A 17,814-nucleotide genomic window follows, 5' to 3' on the forward strand; every position below is an offset into this window, starting at 1 on the left:
AATGCCGATGCGCCCCATGACACTGTATCGGGAGGTCGCGGATGGCCCGCAAGGATGTGATCGACGGCAAGCGCAACGAAGAGGGCATCGCGCTGGTTTTGCCCATCCTCAAGCAGCGTTTCGGTGAGCGTTTCCAGACCGGACAATCCTTCCGTGACCAGCACAGCCACACCACCACCTATCTGCCGTCACAGCGGCCGGATGGGGTCGTCTTCGTCGAAAGCAGCGACGATGTGCGGGAGGTAGTCCGGGTATGTGCCGCGCATCGCGTGCCGATCGTACCCTTCGGCACCGGTTCCTCGCTCGAGGGACAGGTCAACGCGCCCTTCGGCGGCATCTCCGTCGATTTCACTCGGATGAACCGGATCCTGAGCGTGAATGCCGAGGATCTCGACTGCACCGTGGAACCAGGCGTAACCCGTGAGGACCTCAACACCTATCTGCGCGATACCGGCCTGTTCTTCCCCATCGATCCCGGTGCCAATGCCTCGCTCGGTGGTATGGCAGCGACGCGGGCTTCCGGCACCAATGCAGTGCGCTACGGCACGATGAAGGATAATGTGCTGGCGCTGACCGTCGTGACCGCCGATGGCGAGGAGATCCGCACGGCTCAGCGGGCCCGCAAATCGTCGGCCGGCTACGACCTCACCCGCTTGTTTGTCGGCTCGGAAGGCACGCTCGGGGTGATCACGTCGGTGACGCTGCGCCTGCAAGGCATTCCGGCCAAGATCAGCGGTGGCGTCTGCGCCTTTCCGACGCTCGAAGATGCCTGCAATGCGGTGATCACGACGATCCAGATGGGCATTCCGGTCGCCCGCATCGAACTGCTGGACGAAATGCAGATCCGCGCCTGCAATGCCTATTCGAAGCTCTCCTATGCCGAGTGTCCGACGCTCTTCGTTGAATTCCACGGAACGGAAGAGACGGTGGCGCTCCAGGCCGCGCAGTTCGGCGAAATCGCAGCTGAGTTCGGTGGCGGTGAGTTTGCCTATACCGCCAATGCTGAAGAACGGACCCAGCTCTGGAAGGCGCGCCACAATGCCTATTGGGCGAGCCGGGCGCTGGCGCCGGACCTTGCGGCCCTGTCGACCGATGTCTGCGTGCCGATCTCAAGGCTCGCGGAATGCGTGGCGGCAACCCAGGCCGACATTCGCGAGCAAGGCTTCCTCGCGCCGATCGTCGGTCATGCGGGCGACGGGAATTTTCACGTTCTCCTGCTCTTCAACGACAAGGACGAAGCGGACGTTGCAAAGGCGGAAGCTTTCCTCGAACGGCTGAACGGCCGGGCGCTTTCGATGGAGGGCACCTGTACCGGCGAGCATGGGATCGGGCAGGGCAAGATCGGCTATCTGGAACAGGAGCTTGGCTCAGCGCTGCCGGCCATGCGGGCGATCAAGGCGGGTCTCGACCCCGACAACATCTTTAACCCGGGCAAGATCTTTCGCTTGTGACTGCAAGAGCTTGCGGGTTGCCCCGGCGGTGAATTGCGTTACCTTCGGGCCGTCAATCAAGGGAGTGGCATTCGGTGCTCGGACGCATACTGGTAACGCTCGGCGGACTTCTGGTGGTTGCGCTCTTTGCCGCGCTGCTGGCGCCAGTTTTTGTCGACTGGACCAATTTCAGGCAAAACTTCGAGGATCAGGCGAGCCAATTGCTCGGCAAGAAGGTCGTGGTCAATGGTGCCGTCAGCGCCCGCATCCTGCCGTTTCCTTCGGTCACGATGGAGGATGTCACTGTCGGTACCGATATCGACGGCACGCCGCTCGTTCGGGTCGCGCGCTTTTCGCTCGATGCCGAACTCGCGCCCTTCCTCTCCGGAGAGGCGCGGATCTTCGATATGCGCATCGAAGAGCCGAAGGCACGCATTCGGCTGCTGGCTGACGGCACACTCGATTGGCTGCGCGGCAGCCAGCCCCGCCTTCCGGCACGCACTGTCGTGCTCGAGAAGGTCTCCGTCAGCGGTGGCACGATCGAATTCATCGACCAGCAATCGGGCCGCAACCGCATTCTCACCAATCTCGACGCCGCCATCTCGGCCCGCACGCTTGCAGGCCCCTGGTCCGTCGAGGGAACAGCCGCTCTTGACGGGGAGGCGGCGCGCTTCGGCCTGACGACGTCAGAACCCATCGGTGCAGCGCTGCCGCTTCGGTTGCGGATCGATCCGGAGATGCGCCCCTTCGACCTGATGCTGGAAGGTGAACTGGCGCTCGAAGACGGCAAGCCGCACTATACGGGGAATTTTACCTCGACCTGGAAGGTCGCGGCTGAACCCACCTCAGATCAAGGCCAGAAGCCGGTTCCGGCACCGCGAGTCCGCGGCGAATTCAAACTCGCCAATGACAGCATCGCGATCCCGACCTACCGCTTGGAACTGGGTGAGATCGCCGACCCTTACGTGATCACGGGCGAAGCCAAGCTCGATACGGGCGCAAACCCCGAATTCCTGCTGACCGCAGAGGGCCAGCAGGTCGATGTGAACCGACTTGCGGCGGACGGGAGCCAGGCCAAGACGTCACGCAACGGTTCCGTTTCCATGCAGCAGCGCATGGCGCTCCTCATGTCGACGGCCGCGCAGATCCCCGTCCCCAAGGTCCCCGGTCGAGCCACGCTGCGCCTGCCGGCGATCGTGGCCGGCGACACGGTATTTCGCGACCTGCAGCTCGACGTGCGCCCTGCCGGCGACGGCTGGACTGTGGACCGCGCTATTGGCCTGTTGCCGGGACGCACGCAGGTGGAGGCGAGCGGACGGCTGGTGCTCTTGGGTACGCCGTCTTTCGAAGGCAACCTGCTGGTTGCCTCGACGCAGCCGTCGGGACTGGCCACCTGGATCTCCGGTCGCGTCGATCCGGCGATCCGCGGGCTTGCCTCTGCGGGCTTTTCTGCTTCGGTGAACCTCACTCCGGACCTGCAGCGTTTCGAGAATCTGGAGCTAGCCATTGGAGCAGAGCCGCTCAAAGGCCGGATCGAACGGGAATCGCGGAACGGCGTAGCGGCCAGTCTTTCCATTGATCTGACGGGCGAGGGGCTCGACCTCGACGCTGCACGGGCGATTGCCGCCCTCATGATCGGAGAGGATGCCGAACAGCGGCTTCTTGCCGAGCGGGTGGCAACCCGGCTGAAGGTCGACGCATTGCGCGCATTCGGCGTGACGGCGGAGGATGTCGAAGCGATCGCAACCTATCAGGACGGTCAGCTCGCGATCGAGCGCCTCAACCTCGGCAGTGTGGCCGGCAGTACGCTGCGCATCAGCGGCAATCTGCGTGACGCCGAAACCCAGCCGGTCGGCGAGGCTCAGGTCCAGTTCTCGTCCGTCGATCCCGGACCTTTCCTTGCGCTGCTTCAGGAGCGGGTTCCAAACAGCCCCCTCATCGCGCGCCTAGCAAATGCGGCGTCCTGGTATGAGAATACCGATCTGCGGATGGTCCTGAGCGTGCCTGAAACGGGCGCGATCAACCTGGAGACAACTGGGCGCGTCAACGACAGCGCTGTCTCTCTTAAGGCAGGTGCGGAAAGCCTCACGTCGCTCTTCGCAGGCGGAAAGCGGACGATCGATCTTCGGCTTGAGAACCAGGAGGCGCAGATCCTTCTCGGGCAGGTGGGCTTTGATCCCTTGCCCTGGACCATTGGCGAAGGCGGTGTTCTGACGCTTGCGCTTGAAGCCGCCGGTGATGGGAATGCAGATGCCGTGGTGCGCTTTGCCGGTGCCGTGACGACGCTCGACGCGACCGCGCGGTTGACCTCGCTCGACACGCCGAACCTTCTCGATGGCGGCTGGGATGTTTCGCTCGAAAGCGATGATATCGGTCCTTATCTGATGGCGCTCGGGCTCAGCCTCCCCGATGCCGCAACCGGTTTGCCCATGGCGGGCGAGATGCAGTTTGCGCTAGCCGATGGCAAACTGGCGGTCGAGACGATGAAAGGCAGGCTGGCCGACCAGGAGGTCAGTGCCCAGGGCAGTGTCGACCTGACGGCAACTGTTCCATCCATCGCCGGGACGGTAGCGGTTGATCAACTCGATCTGTACTGGCTGGCGGAGATCATGGTGGGGCCGCTCACCGATCCGGCGAGCGGTGCATTGTCTGAAGTTGCCCTCAGCCCCGTCGCCCTGCCGTTCGATCTCGACCTCGGCCTGACCATCAAGCGCTTGTGGCCGGGGCTGGGCGAGGCGATGACCGATGTCGGCGCCAAACTGCGAAACCGCGCCGGCGAGCTGACCCTGGACGAGGTCTCTGCCGACTGGCTGGGTGGACAGATGACCGGACGGTTCTCGCTTGCCAATACGGATGGAAACGGCTTCCTGCAGGCTCGCCTCGACCTTGCCGACAGTGATCTCGCCCGCAGTCTAAACGCCTTGCGCGTCGAGCGCGGCATCGAGGCGAACGACAGCCCATCCGGTCGGATGGATGTCACCTTCGTCGTGGAAGGCGGCGGCAAGACGCCGACCGAACTCATCGGGCTGGCAAGCGGATCCGGGCAAGTCCGGGTGAACGGGCTTGCCGTGGGCGGCCTCGACCTTAAGGCCATGCCGCGGATCATCACCGAGGCGGATGCCCTCGGTACCGAGATCAACCAGGAGAAGGTGCTGTCACTGGCCGAGCGTCTGGTGACGGATGGTGCGTCGCAGCTCGGTGATGTGACGGTGCCTTTCGCACTCTCCGACGGAACGGTGCGGGTGCAAGCCGCGACCCATCAGACGGCAGAGGCGAAGCTTGATGGCGGGCTACGGCTGGATTTGCGCGCCGGCACACTCGACGCCGAGGTCGGGATCGGCTTTGACGCAGGAGACGCCGCCATGGAGGGTGCGCAGCCGAATGTGCGGCTGCTGCTCACAGGACCGGTTCTCGAGCCGGCATCCGAGCTCGACGTGACGGAACTCACCAACTTCCTGTCGCTGCGCGCCTTTGAGACAGAGCGTCGGCGCGTGGAGGCCTTGCAGGCCAGCGTTCTCGAAAAGCAGAGGCTCCGGCGTGAAGCCGCCCTTGCTCGTTCTCGTGCCGAGGAGCGGGCGCAGGCCGAGGCGGAACGTCTACGACTGGAGGAGGAGGCGCGGCAAAAGGCTGAGGCTGATGCAGCGGCTGCGGCAGAGGCACAAGCTGCCGCCGGTGCGGTTGCCACACCCTCCGAGCGGCCGGTTCAGGACGCTCCGGGCGATCTCACGACCGACACGGTACCCGAACAGCCGACGGTGGAGGTAACGCCGGAGGAGCGGGTCGTTCGCCAGCCCCTGCCGGATATCCAGTTCGAAGGATTGCCAGGCGTCAACTGACGTCGGCAGGCCGTGCTCTAACGCCTCAGACGTATGCCGTTCTCTCGCCGAATGGCGTGTCGTCGACATCACCTGAAATGTTCGTGGTGCCGATCAACTCGCTTTCGCCGGATAGCAGCGTGTTGGCCGGTTCTTCCGAAGTGTTTTCCGACGCGGCTTTCAGCTGAGCGAGCTGAGCCTCGATCTGTGCCAGCTGGGCGCGCAGTTCCGTGAGTGTCTGATTGATCTCGGCTTTTTCGTCGTCGGTGCTGGCCGAGCCCAGGGCTTCTTCCTGGGAGGAAATGCTCTTCTCCAGGCTGGCAATCTGGGCCTTCACTGCGGATGTCGAATTGCCCGAAGATGATGAGAGGGATTGGGTGGTCGTCGTCGATGTCGAAATCGTCGTCATGAAAAACCTCGTGCTGAATGGGAAAACTCAAACGGCTCGCGGGTGGCAATACGAGATACCAGCGAGACATGCCCTGCGTGCGAATACAGCATGGACGATAAATCGCGATTCTTAAATATGTATGTTTTACATCGTATTTTGGGATGGGGGCTGATCCGCCTGCTTCAGCGCGTGCAGGACGAAGAGACGGAGCGCGGAGGAGAGGTTCGAATCGAGCGGTCTTGCCTCGTCGATTTCGGCGACCAGGGCTGCAAAGCTCAATCCGCGTCTGGCGGCAATCGCCTTCAATTCATCGAGGAAGGCATCTTCGACAGAGAAGCTCGTCCGGTGACCGTGAAGCGTAATCGAGCGCTTGCGGATCATGGTTTTGACCGATGAAGGGATCGGCAGACGGCGCCGGGATGATTGGCCGACCGCATGGATCCCACGTCAATCCTGATCCGGCTTTTCAATGCGGCCTTGCTCATGCTGGCGGGCGTCCTTGTCGTTCAGCGCCCGCGTCAAAGACTTTTCCGCTTTTGTCCGACCGTGAGTGATGCGGTTCTGCTCGGCCACGGCTTCACGTTCGCTGCGGAACTTGGTCTTGCGAAACTGGCGGAGGTTGACGATGTCGGCTGCCATTGGGGATGCTCCACGAAAAAGGCCGGGCGAGGGGCCCGGCCGATCGTCATGCGCTTACTGCTTCTTGCGGAAGGCGTCGAGCGATACGACGGAGCCTTCCTTCTTCTCGTCGGCCTTGGCCGCTTCCGATTCTTCGGGCTTGGCGATGGCTTCGAGCGGGTAAGCGGTGATTTCTGCCTCGTTCTCTTCCTCGTCGGACAGCGGCACGTCGAATTCAAGTTCGAAGTTCACGGACGGATCGTAGAAGCCGCGGATCGCGTTGAACGGGATCACCAGCTTCTCAGGCGTGTCGGAGAAGGACAGGCCGATCTCGAACAGGCTGTCGGTGACCTTGAGGTCCCAGAACTGGTGCTGGACGACGATCGTCATCTGCTCGGCATATTTGGCCTTCAGATGCTGCGAGATCCGTACGCCCGGTGCGCCAGTGAGGAAGGTGATGAAGAAGTGGTGGTCACCCGGCAGGCGGCCTGTCGCGGAAACCTCGGCCAAGACCTTGCGGATGACGCCGCGAAGAGCGTCCTGGGCCAGAATGTCGTAGCGAATGTGGTCGTGCCCCATCAGATCCCTGCTTTCCTAATCATGCCGATTTCGACGGCTTATGCCATGACGCGACGATGCGGAAAAGCCCCGACGCGTGAAACTGGTTTGACGAATGTACATCAAATCTGCGCCTGCGGGTAGCAGCGAAATCCGAGCAAAGTCATGGAGAAAGAGAAAGGAGGGAGTTAGGTGAAGGCTTCTGTTGCCAGGTGCCTTCGGACCCCGCCTTAAGGGGCTAACCCTAAGGACTTAGAGCGGGTTTCCCGCACCGCCATTAGGCAGCGAGAGCGTAACCCTTAGCGTTGTTGTCGTTTGCAACTACACTTGTGACCCGATAACGGCGGTATCATGCCGAGCAAAAGTTCGATCTTTACGCCCTTGTCGATCCTATTTCGCCCCCATCAAAAGCCGGTCCGAAGAGACTTCGTCACCGACCGGTTTTTGGTGGAGGCGCCGGGTACCGCCCCCGGGTCCAATAGGTTTATTACACCGACCGTTTATTGCCATAGCCGGAGCAAGCCCCGGCATGGCTGATATAGGTGTTTCCGTACCCGATGAAAAGAGGGCGGGCGCACAATCGGCACGGCGATCCGTCCACACGAGTGCCCGAACAACGGGATCTGAGGGCCTCTGCGGGGGATAAAGCTGGAAAACGCATTGGTTCGAGGCTCTCGCGGCGATATGATGTCGAAGACAACGACTCGATGAATGGATCCATGCACCAGTATCACGACCTCCTCCGTCACGTTCTGGAGAACGGCAGCGACCGCGGTGATCGCACCGGCACGGGCACGCGTTCGGTCTTCGGCCACCAGATGCGATTCGATCTGGCCGACGGCTTCCCTGTCATCACGACGAAGCGGCTGCATCTGAAGTCGATCATCCACGAGCTGCTCTGGTTCCTGAAGGGCGATACCAATATCGCCTATCTCAAGGAGAACGGCGTCAGCATCTGGGACGAATGGGCTGACGAGAATGGCGACCTCGGACCGGTCTACGGTGCGCAGTGGCGCTCCTGGCCTGATTACGATGGCGGGCATATCGATCAGATGGCCAAGCTCGTCGAGAGCATCAAGACCAATCCGAATTCGCGCCGCCATATCGTCACCGCCTGGAACCCGGCGCTCGTCGACGAAATGGCGCTGCCGCCCTGCCACTGCCTGTTCCAATTCTACGTGGCCGACGGGCGGCTCTCCTGTCAGCTCTACCAGCGCTCCGCCGACATCTTCCTCGGCGTGCCATTCAACATCGCGTCCTACGCCTTGCTCACCCTGATGATGGCGCAGGTGACGGGCCTGGAGCCCGGCAACTTCGTTCACACCCTCGGTGACGCGCATCTCTACGCCAACCATCTCGACCAGGCGAAGCTGCAGCTGACGCGGACGCCGAAGGCGCTGCCGGTCATGAAACTCAATCCCGAGGTCCGGGATCTGTTCTCCTTCGCTTACGAGGATTTCACGCTGATCGGCTATGAAGCCGATGCCAGCATCAAGGCACCGATCGCCGTCTAGGCGAGGTGAAGGCATATCCGGCATGGCTCCCGTGAAGATCGTCATCATCGTGGCCGTATCGCAGAACGGCATCATCGGCCGCGACGGCGACATGCCGTGGAAGCTTTCGACGGATCTGAAGCGCTTCAAGGCGCTCAGCATGGGCAAGCCGCTGGTGATGGGGCGCAAGACTTTCGAATCCGTCGGATCGAAGCCTCTGCCTGGTCGCCCGCACATCATTGTCAGCCGCAGTCAGAGCTTTGATATGCCGGGGGTGGAAACCGTCGGGAACCTCGAGGCGGGGATCGAGCGGGCCAGGGCGATCGCATCCGAGACTGGTGTTGACGAGGTCTGCATTGTCGGCGGCGGCGAGATTTATCGCCAGGCCTTGCCGCTTGCCGATGTGCTGCATGTCACGCATGTCGAGACGGTGGTCGACGGTGACACGTCTTTCTCGGAGATCGATCCGGTTGCGTTCGAATTGATCGAGGAAACTGCAGTTCCAGCCGGCGAGAAGGACAATTATCCGACGCGCTACGCGATATACCGTCGCAGGGACCGCTGATAACGCAAAATTTGCCCTTTCCGCAGAAGAAGTTGCCCCCCTCGCGTTGAAAGGCGACACCACGATACCTATAAACCTTTGGAACCTCATGCATGTCGGTCGATCGGCCAGCGGGCGGGGGACTTGGGAGCTTTTTACAGCAAAGAGGTATTGATGCCCTGGAGCAATCAAAACGGCGGCGGCGGCGGTCCATGGGGCGGCGGCGGCGGCGGTAACAATCAGGGCCCCTGGGGGCAGGGGCCGAACCGGCCACGCGGCGGCGGTGGCGGCAACCAGCCCCCGGATCTGGAGGATCTCATCCGCCGTGGGCAGGATCGTCTGAAGAACGTCGTGCCCGGCGGGTTCAACGGTGGCGCTTTCGTCATCGTCGGTATCGTGCTTCTCGCCTTCTGGGCGATGCAGGCGGTCTATACCGTACAGCCTGACGAGCGTGGCGTTGAACTTCGCTTCGGCAAGCCGAAGGATGAAGTGTCCATGCCGGGCCTGCACTTCCATCTCTGGCCCGTGGAATCCGTCGATATCGTCAAGGTTACGGAGCAGCAGCAGAATATCGGCAGCCGCCCGACCTCGAACAATCCCGGCGCTGGCCTGATGCTCAGCGGCGACCAGAACATCGTCAGTGTCCAGTTTTCGGTGCTGTTCACGGTCTCCGACCCGCGGGCCTTCCTCTTCAACCTCGAAGATCCGTCGCAGACGCTGCAGCAGGTTGCTGAAAGCGCGATGCGCGAAGTCGTCGGCCGTCGCCCTGCTCAGGACGTCTTCCGCGACAATCGTGAGGAGATCTCGACGCAGGTCCGCGCGATCATCCAGGGCACCATGGACACCTATGGCGCCGGTATCGCGATCAACGCGGTTCCGATCGAAGACGCGGCCCCGCCGCGTGAAGTTGCCGAAGCCTTCGAAGAAGTGCAGCGCGCCCAGCAGGACGAAGACCGCTTCGTCGAAGAAGCCAACCAGTACGCCAACCAGCGTCTCGGTCAGGCCCGCGGTCAGGCAGCCCAGATCCGTGAAGAGGCAGCCGCCTACAAGGATCAGGTCGTCAAGGAAGCGGAAGGTGAGGCTCAGCGCTTCATCTCGATCTATGACGAATACGTCAAGGCGCCCGACGTCACACGCCAGCGTATCTATCTGGAAACCATGGAGAACGTCCTGCGCAATTCGAACAAGGTGATCATCGACGAAAAGCAGGGGGTCGTGCCTTACCTGCCGCTCAACGAAATCACGCGCCAGCCGGGCAGCCAGCCTGCAGGCCAGTCGGCGACGGGAGGGAACTGACATGCAGAACCGTCTTCCCTACTTCCTCATCGCCATCGGCGTCGCTCTGTTCTTCGTCTATTCGTCGATCTTCGTGGTCAACGAACGCGAGCAGGCGATCGTTCTTCGCTTCGGTCAGATCCAGGACGTGAAGGCCGAACCGGGCCTCTACTTCAAGCTGCCCTTCGCCTTCATGGATGCGGACCGCGTTCAGTATGTCGAAGATCGCGCACTGCGCTTCGACCTGCCCAACATCCGCGTGCAGGTCCGTGGTGGTGCGTTCTACGAAGTCGACGCGTTTGCCGTCTACCGCATCACCGATGCCCGTCGCTTCCGCGAAACGGTGTCGGCCGATCGGGATGCCGCCGAATCGCGTCTGCGCACCCGTCTCGATGCAGCTCTCCGCCGCGTCTACGGTCTGCGTAACTTCGACGCTGCTCTGTCCGAAGAGCGCGGTTCGATGATGTCTGATGTCCGTAACGACCTCCAGGCCGCTGCGGAAAGCCTTGGTCTGCAGGTCACGGATGTCCGGATCCGCAGAACCGACCTGACGCAGGAAGTCTCCCAGCAGACCTTCCAGCGCATGAAGGCCGAGCGCCTTGCCGAAGCCGAACTAATCCGCGCCCGTGGTAACGAAGAGAGCCAGCGTCGCCGGGCGATCGCCGACCGTCAGGTCGTCGAACTCCAGGCCGAAGCGCAGCGCGATTCGGAAATCCTGCGCGGTGAGGGCGATGCCCAGCGGAACAGCATCTTCGCTGATGCGTTCCAGCGCGATCCGAGCTTCTTCGAGTTCTATCGCTCGATGCGCGCCTATGTGGCGTCCATGAGCAACCAGGGCACGACGATGGTGCTTTCGCCGGACAGTGACTTCTTCCGCTTCTTCAACAGCGGGGTCGGCACTGGTGGAGCTGGACAGGTACCGCCTGCCGCAGCACCGGCACCGGTGACGCCGCCGGCAGCCGTCGGCAACTGATACGATGGATGACCTGTTCGCAGGGATCGCCATCTTTTTGATCATCGAGGGGCTGGCCTATGCGCTGGCCCCTCGTTTTCTTGTGCGGATGGCAAGGCTCCTGCCGCACATCCCCGAAGATCAATTGCGGCTCATCGGCCTCTCCACGATCACCCTTGGCGCAGCCATCCTGTGGTTTCTTCGCGGCTGACAAGATCTGGTCGCAAGCTGCGGATAGAGCTATTCCGGCAATTGTGATTTTCCCTTCTCCCAATCCGCCTTATGTTCAGTTCGACCCAAGACAACCCAGCGAGGAAGCCGATGATGAAACCCGCCCGCACGTCGCGAATGATTCTGTCGGCCCTCCTCGTGGGAACGTCGCTGACTGTTGGCGCGGTGGGCGCGCCTGTTACCGTTCACGCGCAGGGACCGGATTCCGTGGCCGATCTCGCCAGCGGATTGCTGGGTGCCGTGGTCAACATCTCGACATCGCAGAGTGTCGCCGAAGAAGGCGAGGGACCGCTTCCGCAGGTTCCCGAAGGATCGCCCTTCCAGGAGCTGTTTGAAGACTTCTACAGGAACCGCGAGGGCGGTGAGCCGAACAGCAAGGTGAACTCGCTCGGATCGGGCTTCGTCATTGACCCGACCGGTTTCATCGTGACCAACAACCACGTCATCGAGAATGCCGATGATATCGAAGTCATCTTCTCCGATGGCTCGAAACTGAAGGCCAAGCTGATCGGCACGGATACCAAGACCGACCTCTCGGTCCTCAAGGTCGAACCGCCACAGCCGCTGACCTCGGTGAAGTTCGGTGATTCCCGCAAGATGCGGATCGGCGATTGGGTTATGGCGATCGGCAATCCGTTCGGGCTCGGTGGTTCCGTGACCGTCGGCATCATTTCGGCCAGCGGCCGAAACATCAATGCCGGCCCCTACGACAACTTCATCCAGACGGATGCGGCAATCAACAAGGGCAATTCGGGCGGCCCTCTGTTCAACATGAGCGGCGAAGTGATCGGCATCAACACGGCGATCATCTCGCCGAGCGGCGGTTCGATCGGCATCGGCTTTGCCGTGCCGACGGAGCTTGCCGAGAACATCGTCAACCAGTTGATCGAGTTCGGCGAGACGCGTCGTGGCTGGCTCGGCGTCCGCATCCAGCCCGTCTCCGACGAGGTGGCGACGAGCATGAAGATCGGCCGCGCCCGTGGCGCGATGATCAGCGGCGTTGTCGAGGGCGGGCCCGTCGCCAATGGTCCGATCCAGGTCGGCGACATCGTCACGAGCTTCAACGGTCGCGCCATCACTGAAACCCGCGATCTCACGCGCATCGTCGCGGAAAGCCCGATCGGTGAGCCGCTGGATGTGGTGATCATCCGTGACGGCAAGGAACAGACGGTTAAGGTAACCCTCGGACGCCTTGAGGACGACGAAGTCGCGAGCAACGAGACAGATCCGGAGACGACCGTCGAACCCAATGAAGAGGGCACGGCGCCCGATGGCGATACGCCGGGCGATCAGGCGACCCCGCCGAGCGACCAGCCGATGCCGGATGATCCGAACTCCGAAGCCGAGAGCGGCGAGGAGCCGGCGACCCCGTCACAGGACCAGGCCATCGCTCCCGTGACCGAAGGCCTGATCGGCGTCGAACTCTCCGCGCTTGATGATGCCAATCGCGTCAGCTTCTCGATCGCCGAGGGTGTCGAGGGTGTCTTGATCACCCGTGTTCTTCCCGGCTCCAAGGCCGAGGGCAAGGGGCTTAAGGTCGGCGAGGTGATCGTCGAGGTGGCGCAGGAGTTCATGAAGACGCCGCAGCAGGTGGCGGAAAAGCTCACCAGCATCAAGGGCGAGGGGCGCCGCAGCGGTTACCTGATGATTGCCGACAAGGATGGCAACCTGCGTCTCGTCGCCGTGCCGCTCGAGTAGTGGTCTAAGCGTAGAGGCGCTGCACCGAGTCGCTGTTCTGCCGCAGGTAGTCTTCGAATTGGTCGATCGGCATCGGTCGACCAACCAGGAAGCCCTGGATTTCGCCACAGTTCATTTGCCGTAGAAGATCGAACTGACCCTTCGTCTCGACGCCTTCGGCCGCGACACTCATGCGCAGGTCGCGGGCGAGCTTGATCACCGATTCGACGATGGCGCGGCTGTCGGAGTTGGTCTCAAGATCGGAAATGAAGGACTGGTCGATCTTCAATTTGTCGAAGCGGTAGCGGCGCAGATAGCTCAGCGACGAGAAGCCGGTTCCGAAATCGTCGAGTGCAATGCGGAGCCCGAGGCGCGACAGGGAAACGAGCGTTTCCTCGACGCCGAGCGTCGTTTCCATCAGCAGGCTTTCCGTCACTTCCAGCTCAAGGCGATGGGCGGGCAGTTCGTTCTGTTTGAGCGCCGTCTCGACGAGGGGTAGAAGACCGGGGCTCAAGAACTGGCGCGAAGACAGGTTGACCGCGATGCGGATGTGCTCAGGCCAGCGGACCGCATCCTTGCAGGCCTGTCGCAAGACCCAGCTGCCGATCGCGCCGATCTGTCCCGATTCTTCGGCAATCGGGATGAACTCGCCCGGACTGACCGAACCCAGGGTCGGATGGTTCCAGCGAAGGAGTGCTTCGGCGCAGACCACCCGGCGCGTCTGGGCGTCCACCAGCGGCTGATAGTTGACGGTAAGCCTCTCCTCGGCGATCGCGAGGGCCAGTTCCTGTTCGATCAGGCTGCGGCGGCGTGCTGCGGCATCCAGCGAGCTATCAAAGAAGCGGTATCGGTTTCGTCCGTCGGTCTTGGCGCGGTAAAGTGCCAAATCGGCGTTGCGCATCAGCTGGTCCGGGTCAATGCCATCGATCGGGGCACAGGCGATGCCGATGCTGACGCCGACATGGGCGGAACCACAGCGTAGGGTCAGCGGCTGTTGCAGCTTCTCGATGATCCGGGCTGCGAGGGTTGCGGCACTTTGCGGATCTTCCGTGGCATGAAGGATGGCGAATTCGTCGCCACCGATGCGGGCCAGCGTGTCGGTCTCGTCGCGCAGCTGGCTCAGAATGCTTGCAACGGTACGCAGCAGTTCGTCCCCGCCGGTATGGCCGAAATTGTCGTTGATCTGCTTGAAGCGGTCGAGATCCAGCACCAGCACCGAGAATGGATCACCGAAGCGTTCGTAGCGGGAGACGGCTCTTTCAAAATCCTCTGAAAGCAGCACGCGGTTGCCGACTTCCGTCAGAGGGTCGTGGCGGGCCATGTGCTCGATGCGCAGGCGGCTTTCGCGGCTTGCGGTGACGTCACGACCGACGCCCCGGTAGCCCGTGAAATTGCCTGCCTCATCATGCATGGCCTTGGCTGTCAGGGACCAGATCGCGAGTTCTCCGCCGAGTTCGACGCAGATGTCCTGATCCCGGAACGACTGCCGTGCGAGCAGGCTGGCGATGAAACTGTCTCGACTATCGAGGCCGTCAACACCAACCGCTGAAAAGGGCATGATGGTTGTGATCGGGCGACCGAGCACCATGCCTTCGGGAACCTGAAGCTGATCATAGAAGCGCACTGAGGCGTGCTCCAGATTGAAGTCGCGGTCGACGCCCCAAAGCCAGTCGGCGGCGTTTTCCTCGAAGTCATTCAGGAGAAGGTTGATGACGGCACGTTGCTCGTCTGCGGCGATCTTTGCCCGGACGCGTTCGGTCAGGCTGCGGCAAACGGCAAGTGACGAGCGCACGATGATGGCGGCGAAGATCAGATAAAGGACGAAGAGATAGGCGCCGACCATGGTGGGATCGCGCGACAGTGCGATTGCGGCGCCCACTGCCATCGTGCCACAGAAAACGATGGATGCTGGCGGTATGGTCGCCAGCGCGAACCCTCCACCCCCGGCCATGCCAACGGTGAGCGCGATCAGAACCATGCGCTGGGTTTCGTCGGCAGAATGATAGGCGGCGACGTCGAGTGCTGCCCAGAGACCGCTGAGGACCGCTGCATAGATGACTGCGCGGGTGGTTCCTTTGAGGCTTGCACGCTCTCGCGCGCCACGTTTGCGATGTCGCCACCACGAGGCACTGGTCGACAAGACGACTGCGAGGATCAGGCCGCAGATGACATAAACCTCTGTTGCGGACGGGCTTCCGTAGAAGACCAAAATCGTCAGGATCGCATTGCAGAGGTTGGCCGCCATCATCCAGGGGGTGCTGGTGCCGACGACCGAGAGGCGGACTGCGCGGATACGGTCTGCCTCTTCCGCTGTCTGATCACCTTCTCCAAGGCGCAAGAAGCGGTCGAACATGCTTGCCGTCTGGGCCGCTATACGCGCGAGGACTGTTCTCTCCATGGCGCAGTTTTTAGCAGCTATATTTTAAGTCAGCGTAAATTAGTCATGTCGTGTTGTCTGGGTCTCACGAATATCGTCAGACGTTCGAAACAATACATGTCGCTTCAATTGAGGGTGGCTGTCCGGGACCTTCGGATGATCGAAGTCCTCACCTTGCAAGTGTTGCATGCCGAGGCGTCGCATGACGGCGATCGAGCGGTGATTGTCATGCACGGCGAATGCATGGATCACCGGGTGGCCTAGGGTGTGCCGGCCATATTCGAGCAGGCGGGCGGCGGCCTCGGTGACATAGCCCTTGCCCCAGAAGCGGGTCGCGAGACGCCAGCCGATTTCCACCGATCCGTCCGGCAAGATGCCCGGAAGATCGGCTTTCGCCAGTCCGCAGTAGCCCATCGCCTCGTCCGTCTGACGATCGGCGAGAGCATAGAAGCCCAGACCGGTCTCGGCGATCATGTTGCCATTGTAGTTGAAGAGCAGATCGCATTCCGCGTGGCTGCGACGGTACGGAAAGAAGGCCATGACCTTCTCGTCGCGGTTGATCTCGCGAAACAGGTTGCGGTCATCCTCTCGCCAGTTGCGAAGTGTGAGCCGTTCTGTTTCGACGATGATCATTGCATGCCTTTCAGTCCGTGATGAAATCAGACTTGCGGTAGCCCTGTAGATAGAGAAGGGCGGTCAGATCGCCGTGATCGATGCGGATCTTGGCTTCTGCCGCGACCGCGGGTTTGGCGTGCAAGGCCACGCCGGAGCCGGCAATGCCGAGCATGCCGAGATCGTTGGCACCGTCACCAACGGCGATGGCGTCACTGGGAGAAATGCCGAGCCTTCCTGCGATGTCGAGAAGCGAATCGACCTTGGCCTGCTTGCCGAGGATCGGTTCGGCCACTTCGCCGGTCAGGAGCCCATCCTGTTCGATAAGGATATTGGCGCGGTTTTCGTCGAAGCCGAGCATGGCGGAGATCGGGGCGGTAAAGACGGTGAATCCGCCGGAGACGAGTGCTGCATAACCGCCCCTAGCCTTCATGGTGGCGATCAGTTCTCGGCCGCCCGGGGTGAGCGTGATGCGCTTTTCGATTACTTCGTCGACCACGGTGATCGGTAGCCCCTTCAGCAGCGCCACGCGCTCACGAAGGGCTGGTTCGAAGGCGATCTCGCCGTTCATGGCACGCGCCGTGATCTGGGATACCTTGTCCTTCAGGCCGACCTCTGCTGCCAGTTCGTCGATGCATTCCTGACCGATCATGGTCGAATCCATGTCCGCGATCAGGAAGGACTTGCGCCGGGTCTCGGCGTTCTGCACCGCAACGTCGACAGCGTGACCTGCGACGACCCCGCGCAGAAGGCGGTCCGCCTCTGCGGCGTCCGTGCCGTCCGGAAGCGGGATATCGCAGGCAATCCCGTCAGCCAGCCAGTAGAGACGGGAGGATGCCACAGCGTCTGCAGCCTTCTCGGCAAGCGCCGGGGTCAGAACAGGGTTTGACGGATTGGCGACAAGCGTGGCAACCAAGGCCATGATGGAAGATCCTAGCAAGAACAATGACGCGATCCTGATAACCGGGCCGACCGCCAGCGGCAAGTCCGCGCTGGCACTCGCCTTCGCACGAGCACACGATGGCGTGGTGATCAACGCCGACAGCATGCAGGTCTACGACACCTTGAGAGTGATCACCGCACGTCCGAGCGTGGACGAGATGGAAGGCGTCGCGCACCAACTCTACGGTCATGTCCCGGCCAGCCGGAGCTACTCGACCGGTGACTGGTTGCGGGAGGCGGGTTCTCTCCTGGCTGACCTTCGAAACGAGGGGCGGCTTCCCGTCATCATCGGGGGCACTGGCCTTTACTTCAAGGCCCTGACCGGCGGCCTGTCGGATATGCCGGCCATTCCGGACGCTGTGCGAGCGACCATCCGCCAGAGGCTGGAGGCCGAAGGATCAGAGGTTCTGCACGAAGAGCTCGCAGCACTCGATCCACCGGCGGCGCAACGGCTCAATGCGAGCGACGGGCAGCGGATCGTCCGCGCGCTGGAAGTCTTCACCGCGACCGGTCGCTCAATCGCCGAGTTTCAGAAGCAGTCAGGCCCCATGTTGATCGATCCGGATCGTGCCCTGAAGCTTGTCGTCCTGCCGGATCGCAAGCTGCTGCATGACAGGATCAATCGGCGGTTTGCGCTGATGATGGAGGCGGGGGCTATCGAAGAGGTTGAAGCGCTCATGCGTCTTCAGCTGGCGCCGGAGATGCCTGTGATGAAGGCGATCGGTGTGTCGCAGATCGCCGACATGATGGCGGGTCGGATCAGCCGCGCCGAGGCGGTCGATCGTGCGTCAGCGGCCACACGGCAATATGCCAAACGGCAGATGACCTGGTTCCGCAATCAGATGGACGACAGCTGGCAGCGGATCGACCCGGCGACATACCGGGTCGGCTGACGATTT

At 61.9% G+C, this 17,814-nt stretch carries 16 protein-coding genes and 1 other RNA gene; 9 read left to right on the forward strand and 8 right to left on the reverse strand.

What is annotated here, in order from left to right; all coding sequences use genetic code 11:
* Positions 1–41: 41 nt before the first annotated feature.
* Positions 42–1,451 (forward strand): FAD-binding oxidoreductase, encoded by a 1,410-nt coding sequence (locus tag AC02Y0_RS05930; protein ID WP_476382987.1) that lies wholly within the window; start codon positions 42–44, stop codon positions 1,449–1,451.
* Between the two features lie 74 nt (positions 1,452–1,525).
* Positions 1,526–5,266 (forward strand): AsmA family protein, encoded by a 3,741-nt coding sequence (locus AC02Y0_RS05935; protein WP_476382989.1) that lies wholly within the window; start codon positions 1,526–1,528, stop codon positions 5,264–5,266.
* A 25-nt stretch (positions 5,267–5,291) separates the two neighbouring features.
* Here AC02Y0_RS05935 and AC02Y0_RS05940 read toward each other — a convergent pair whose 3' ends face one another.
* The 5 genes from AC02Y0_RS05940 to ssrA all read right to left on the reverse strand — a co-directional run bounded on the left by AC02Y0_RS05940 (position 5,292) and on the right by ssrA (position 7,380).
* Complete coding sequence (locus AC02Y0_RS05940; RefSeq protein ID WP_476382992.1) at positions 5,292–5,654, reverse strand: FlxA-like family protein; 363 nt, start codon at positions 5,652–5,654, stop codon at positions 5,292–5,294.
* Positions 5,655–5,780: 126 nt separating this feature from the next.
* Complete coding sequence (locus AC02Y0_RS05945; RefSeq protein WP_476382994.1) at positions 5,781–6,017, reverse strand: ribbon-helix-helix domain-containing protein; 237 nt, start codon at positions 6,015–6,017, stop codon at positions 5,781–5,783.
* A 66-nt stretch (positions 6,018–6,083) separates the two neighbouring features.
* Complete coding sequence (locus AC02Y0_RS05950) at positions 6,084–6,275, reverse strand: DUF4169 family protein (RefSeq protein ID WP_476382996.1); 192 nt, start codon at positions 6,273–6,275, stop codon at positions 6,084–6,086.
* A 54-nt stretch (positions 6,276–6,329) separates the two neighbouring features.
* The gene (locus AC02Y0_RS05955; RefSeq protein ID WP_476382998.1) at positions 6,330–6,833 is read right to left on the reverse strand and encodes an SspB family protein; all 504 of its coding nucleotides are present in this window, start codon (positions 6,831–6,833) and stop codon (positions 6,330–6,332) included.
* 170 nt (positions 6,834–7,003) lie between these two features.
* Positions 7,004–7,380: a transfer-messenger RNA gene (ssrA, locus tag AC02Y0_RS05960) on the reverse strand.
* A 151-nt stretch (positions 7,381–7,531) separates the two neighbouring features.
* Between ssrA and AC02Y0_RS05965 the strand changes: the two genes are divergently transcribed.
* From AC02Y0_RS05965 to AC02Y0_RS05990, 6 genes are all read left to right on the forward strand, one after another.
* Positions 7,532–8,326, forward strand: coding sequence for a thymidylate synthase (locus AC02Y0_RS05965; protein WP_476383970.1), 795 nt, complete (start codon positions 7,532–7,534; stop codon positions 8,324–8,326).
* A gap of 22 nt (positions 8,327–8,348) precedes the next feature.
* Complete coding sequence (locus AC02Y0_RS05970; RefSeq protein ID WP_476383000.1) at positions 8,349–8,870, forward strand: dihydrofolate reductase; 522 nt, start codon at positions 8,349–8,351, stop codon at positions 8,868–8,870.
* A gap of 153 nt (positions 8,871–9,023) precedes the next feature.
* Entirely contained in the window at positions 9,024–10,145 is a 1,122-nt protein-coding gene (hflK, locus tag AC02Y0_RS05975; RefSeq protein WP_476383002.1) for an FtsH protease activity modulator HflK, read from the forward strand.
* 1 nt (position 10,146) lies between these two features.
* A complete protein-coding gene (gene hflC / locus AC02Y0_RS05980; RefSeq protein ID WP_444558863.1) occupies positions 10,147–11,097 on the forward strand; it encodes a protease modulator HflC in 951 nt (316 codons plus the stop codon).
* Between the two features lie 4 nt (positions 11,098–11,101).
* Complete coding sequence (locus AC02Y0_RS05985; RefSeq protein WP_444558862.1) at positions 11,102–11,287, forward strand: DUF2065 domain-containing protein; 186 nt, start codon at positions 11,102–11,104, stop codon at positions 11,285–11,287.
* A gap of 110 nt (positions 11,288–11,397) precedes the next feature.
* Complete coding sequence (locus AC02Y0_RS05990; protein ID WP_476383004.1) at positions 11,398–13,005, forward strand: Do family serine endopeptidase; 1,608 nt, start codon at positions 11,398–11,400, stop codon at positions 13,003–13,005.
* Positions 13,006–13,009: 4 nt separating this feature from the next.
* Here AC02Y0_RS05990 and AC02Y0_RS05995 read toward each other — a convergent pair whose 3' ends face one another.
* From AC02Y0_RS05995 to serB, 3 genes are read right to left on the reverse strand one after another with little or no spacing between them, the layout of a single operon-like run.
* On the reverse strand, positions 13,010–15,382 hold the full coding sequence (locus AC02Y0_RS05995) for a putative bifunctional diguanylate cyclase/phosphodiesterase (protein ID WP_476383006.1): 2,373 nt from the start codon (positions 15,380–15,382) through the stop codon (positions 13,010–13,012).
* 39 nt (positions 15,383–15,421) lie between these two features.
* A complete protein-coding gene (locus AC02Y0_RS06000; protein WP_476383008.1) occupies positions 15,422–15,994 on the reverse strand; it encodes a GNAT family N-acetyltransferase in 573 nt (190 codons plus the stop codon).
* 10 nt (positions 15,995–16,004) lie between these two features.
* Positions 16,005–16,895 (reverse strand): phosphoserine phosphatase SerB, encoded by an 891-nt coding sequence (gene serB / locus AC02Y0_RS06005; RefSeq protein WP_476383011.1) that lies wholly within the window; start codon positions 16,893–16,895, stop codon positions 16,005–16,007.
* On the opposite strand from serB, the gene miaA reads away from it, so the two are divergent.
* On the forward strand, positions 16,894–17,808 hold the full coding sequence (gene miaA / locus AC02Y0_RS06010) for a tRNA (adenosine(37)-N6)-dimethylallyltransferase MiaA (RefSeq protein WP_476383971.1): 915 nt from the start codon (positions 16,894–16,896) through the stop codon (positions 17,806–17,808). The genes serB and miaA overlap by 2 nt on opposite strands.
* Positions 17,809–17,814: the final 6 nt, after the last annotated feature.

This window comes from Allorhizobium sp. nf9_anc, assembly GCF_056323085.1.

What these genes read in the sequence shown, in the direction of transcription:
- AC02Y0_RS05930 (WP_476382987.1), top strand. Translation starts at nt 42, where the DNA reads ATGGCCCGCAAGGATGTGATCGACGGCAAGCGCAACGAAGAGGGCATC.
- AC02Y0_RS05940 (WP_476382992.1), bottom strand. Translation starts at nt 5,654, where the DNA reads ATGACGACGATTTCGACATCGACGACGACCACCCAATCCCTCTCATCA.
- AC02Y0_RS05945 (WP_476382994.1), bottom strand. Translation starts at nt 6,017, where the DNA reads ATGATCCGCAAGCGCTCGATTACGCTTCACGGTCACCGGACGAGCTTC.
- AC02Y0_RS05950 (WP_476382996.1), bottom strand. Translation starts at nt 6,275, where the DNA reads ATGGCAGCCGACATCGTCAACCTCCGCCAGTTTCGCAAGACCAAGTTC.
- AC02Y0_RS05955 (WP_476382998.1), bottom strand. Translation starts at nt 6,833, where the DNA reads ATGGGGCACGACCACATTCGCTACGACATTCTGGCCCAGGACGCTCTT.
- AC02Y0_RS05965 (WP_476383970.1), top strand. Translation starts at nt 7,532, where the DNA reads ATGCACCAGTATCACGACCTCCTCCGTCACGTTCTGGAGAACGGCAGC.
- AC02Y0_RS05970 (WP_476383000.1), top strand. Translation starts at nt 8,349, where the DNA reads ATGGCTCCCGTGAAGATCGTCATCATCGTGGCCGTATCGCAGAACGGC.
- hflK (WP_476383002.1), top strand. Translation starts at nt 9,024, where the DNA reads ATGCCCTGGAGCAATCAAAACGGCGGCGGCGGCGGTCCATGGGGCGGC.
- hflC (WP_444558863.1), top strand. Translation starts at nt 10,147, where the DNA reads ATGCAGAACCGTCTTCCCTACTTCCTCATCGCCATCGGCGTCGCTCTG.
- AC02Y0_RS05985 (WP_444558862.1), top strand. Translation starts at nt 11,102, where the DNA reads ATGGATGACCTGTTCGCAGGGATCGCCATCTTTTTGATCATCGAGGGG.
- AC02Y0_RS05990 (WP_476383004.1), top strand. Translation starts at nt 11,398, where the DNA reads ATGATGAAACCCGCCCGCACGTCGCGAATGATTCTGTCGGCCCTCCTC.
- AC02Y0_RS05995 (WP_476383006.1), bottom strand. Translation starts at nt 15,382, where the DNA reads ATGGAGAGAACAGTCCTCGCGCGTATAGCGGCCCAGACGGCAAGCATG.
- AC02Y0_RS06000 (WP_476383008.1), bottom strand. Translation starts at nt 15,994, where the DNA reads ATGATCATCGTCGAAACAGAACGGCTCACACTTCGCAACTGGCGAGAG.
- miaA (WP_476383971.1), top strand. Translation starts at nt 16,894, where the DNA reads ATGATGGAAGATCCTAGCAAGAACAATGACGCGATCCTGATAACCGGG.
- serB (WP_476383011.1), bottom strand. Translation starts at nt 16,895, where the DNA reads ATGGCCTTGGTTGCCACGCTTGTCGCCAATCCGTCAAACCCTGTTCTG.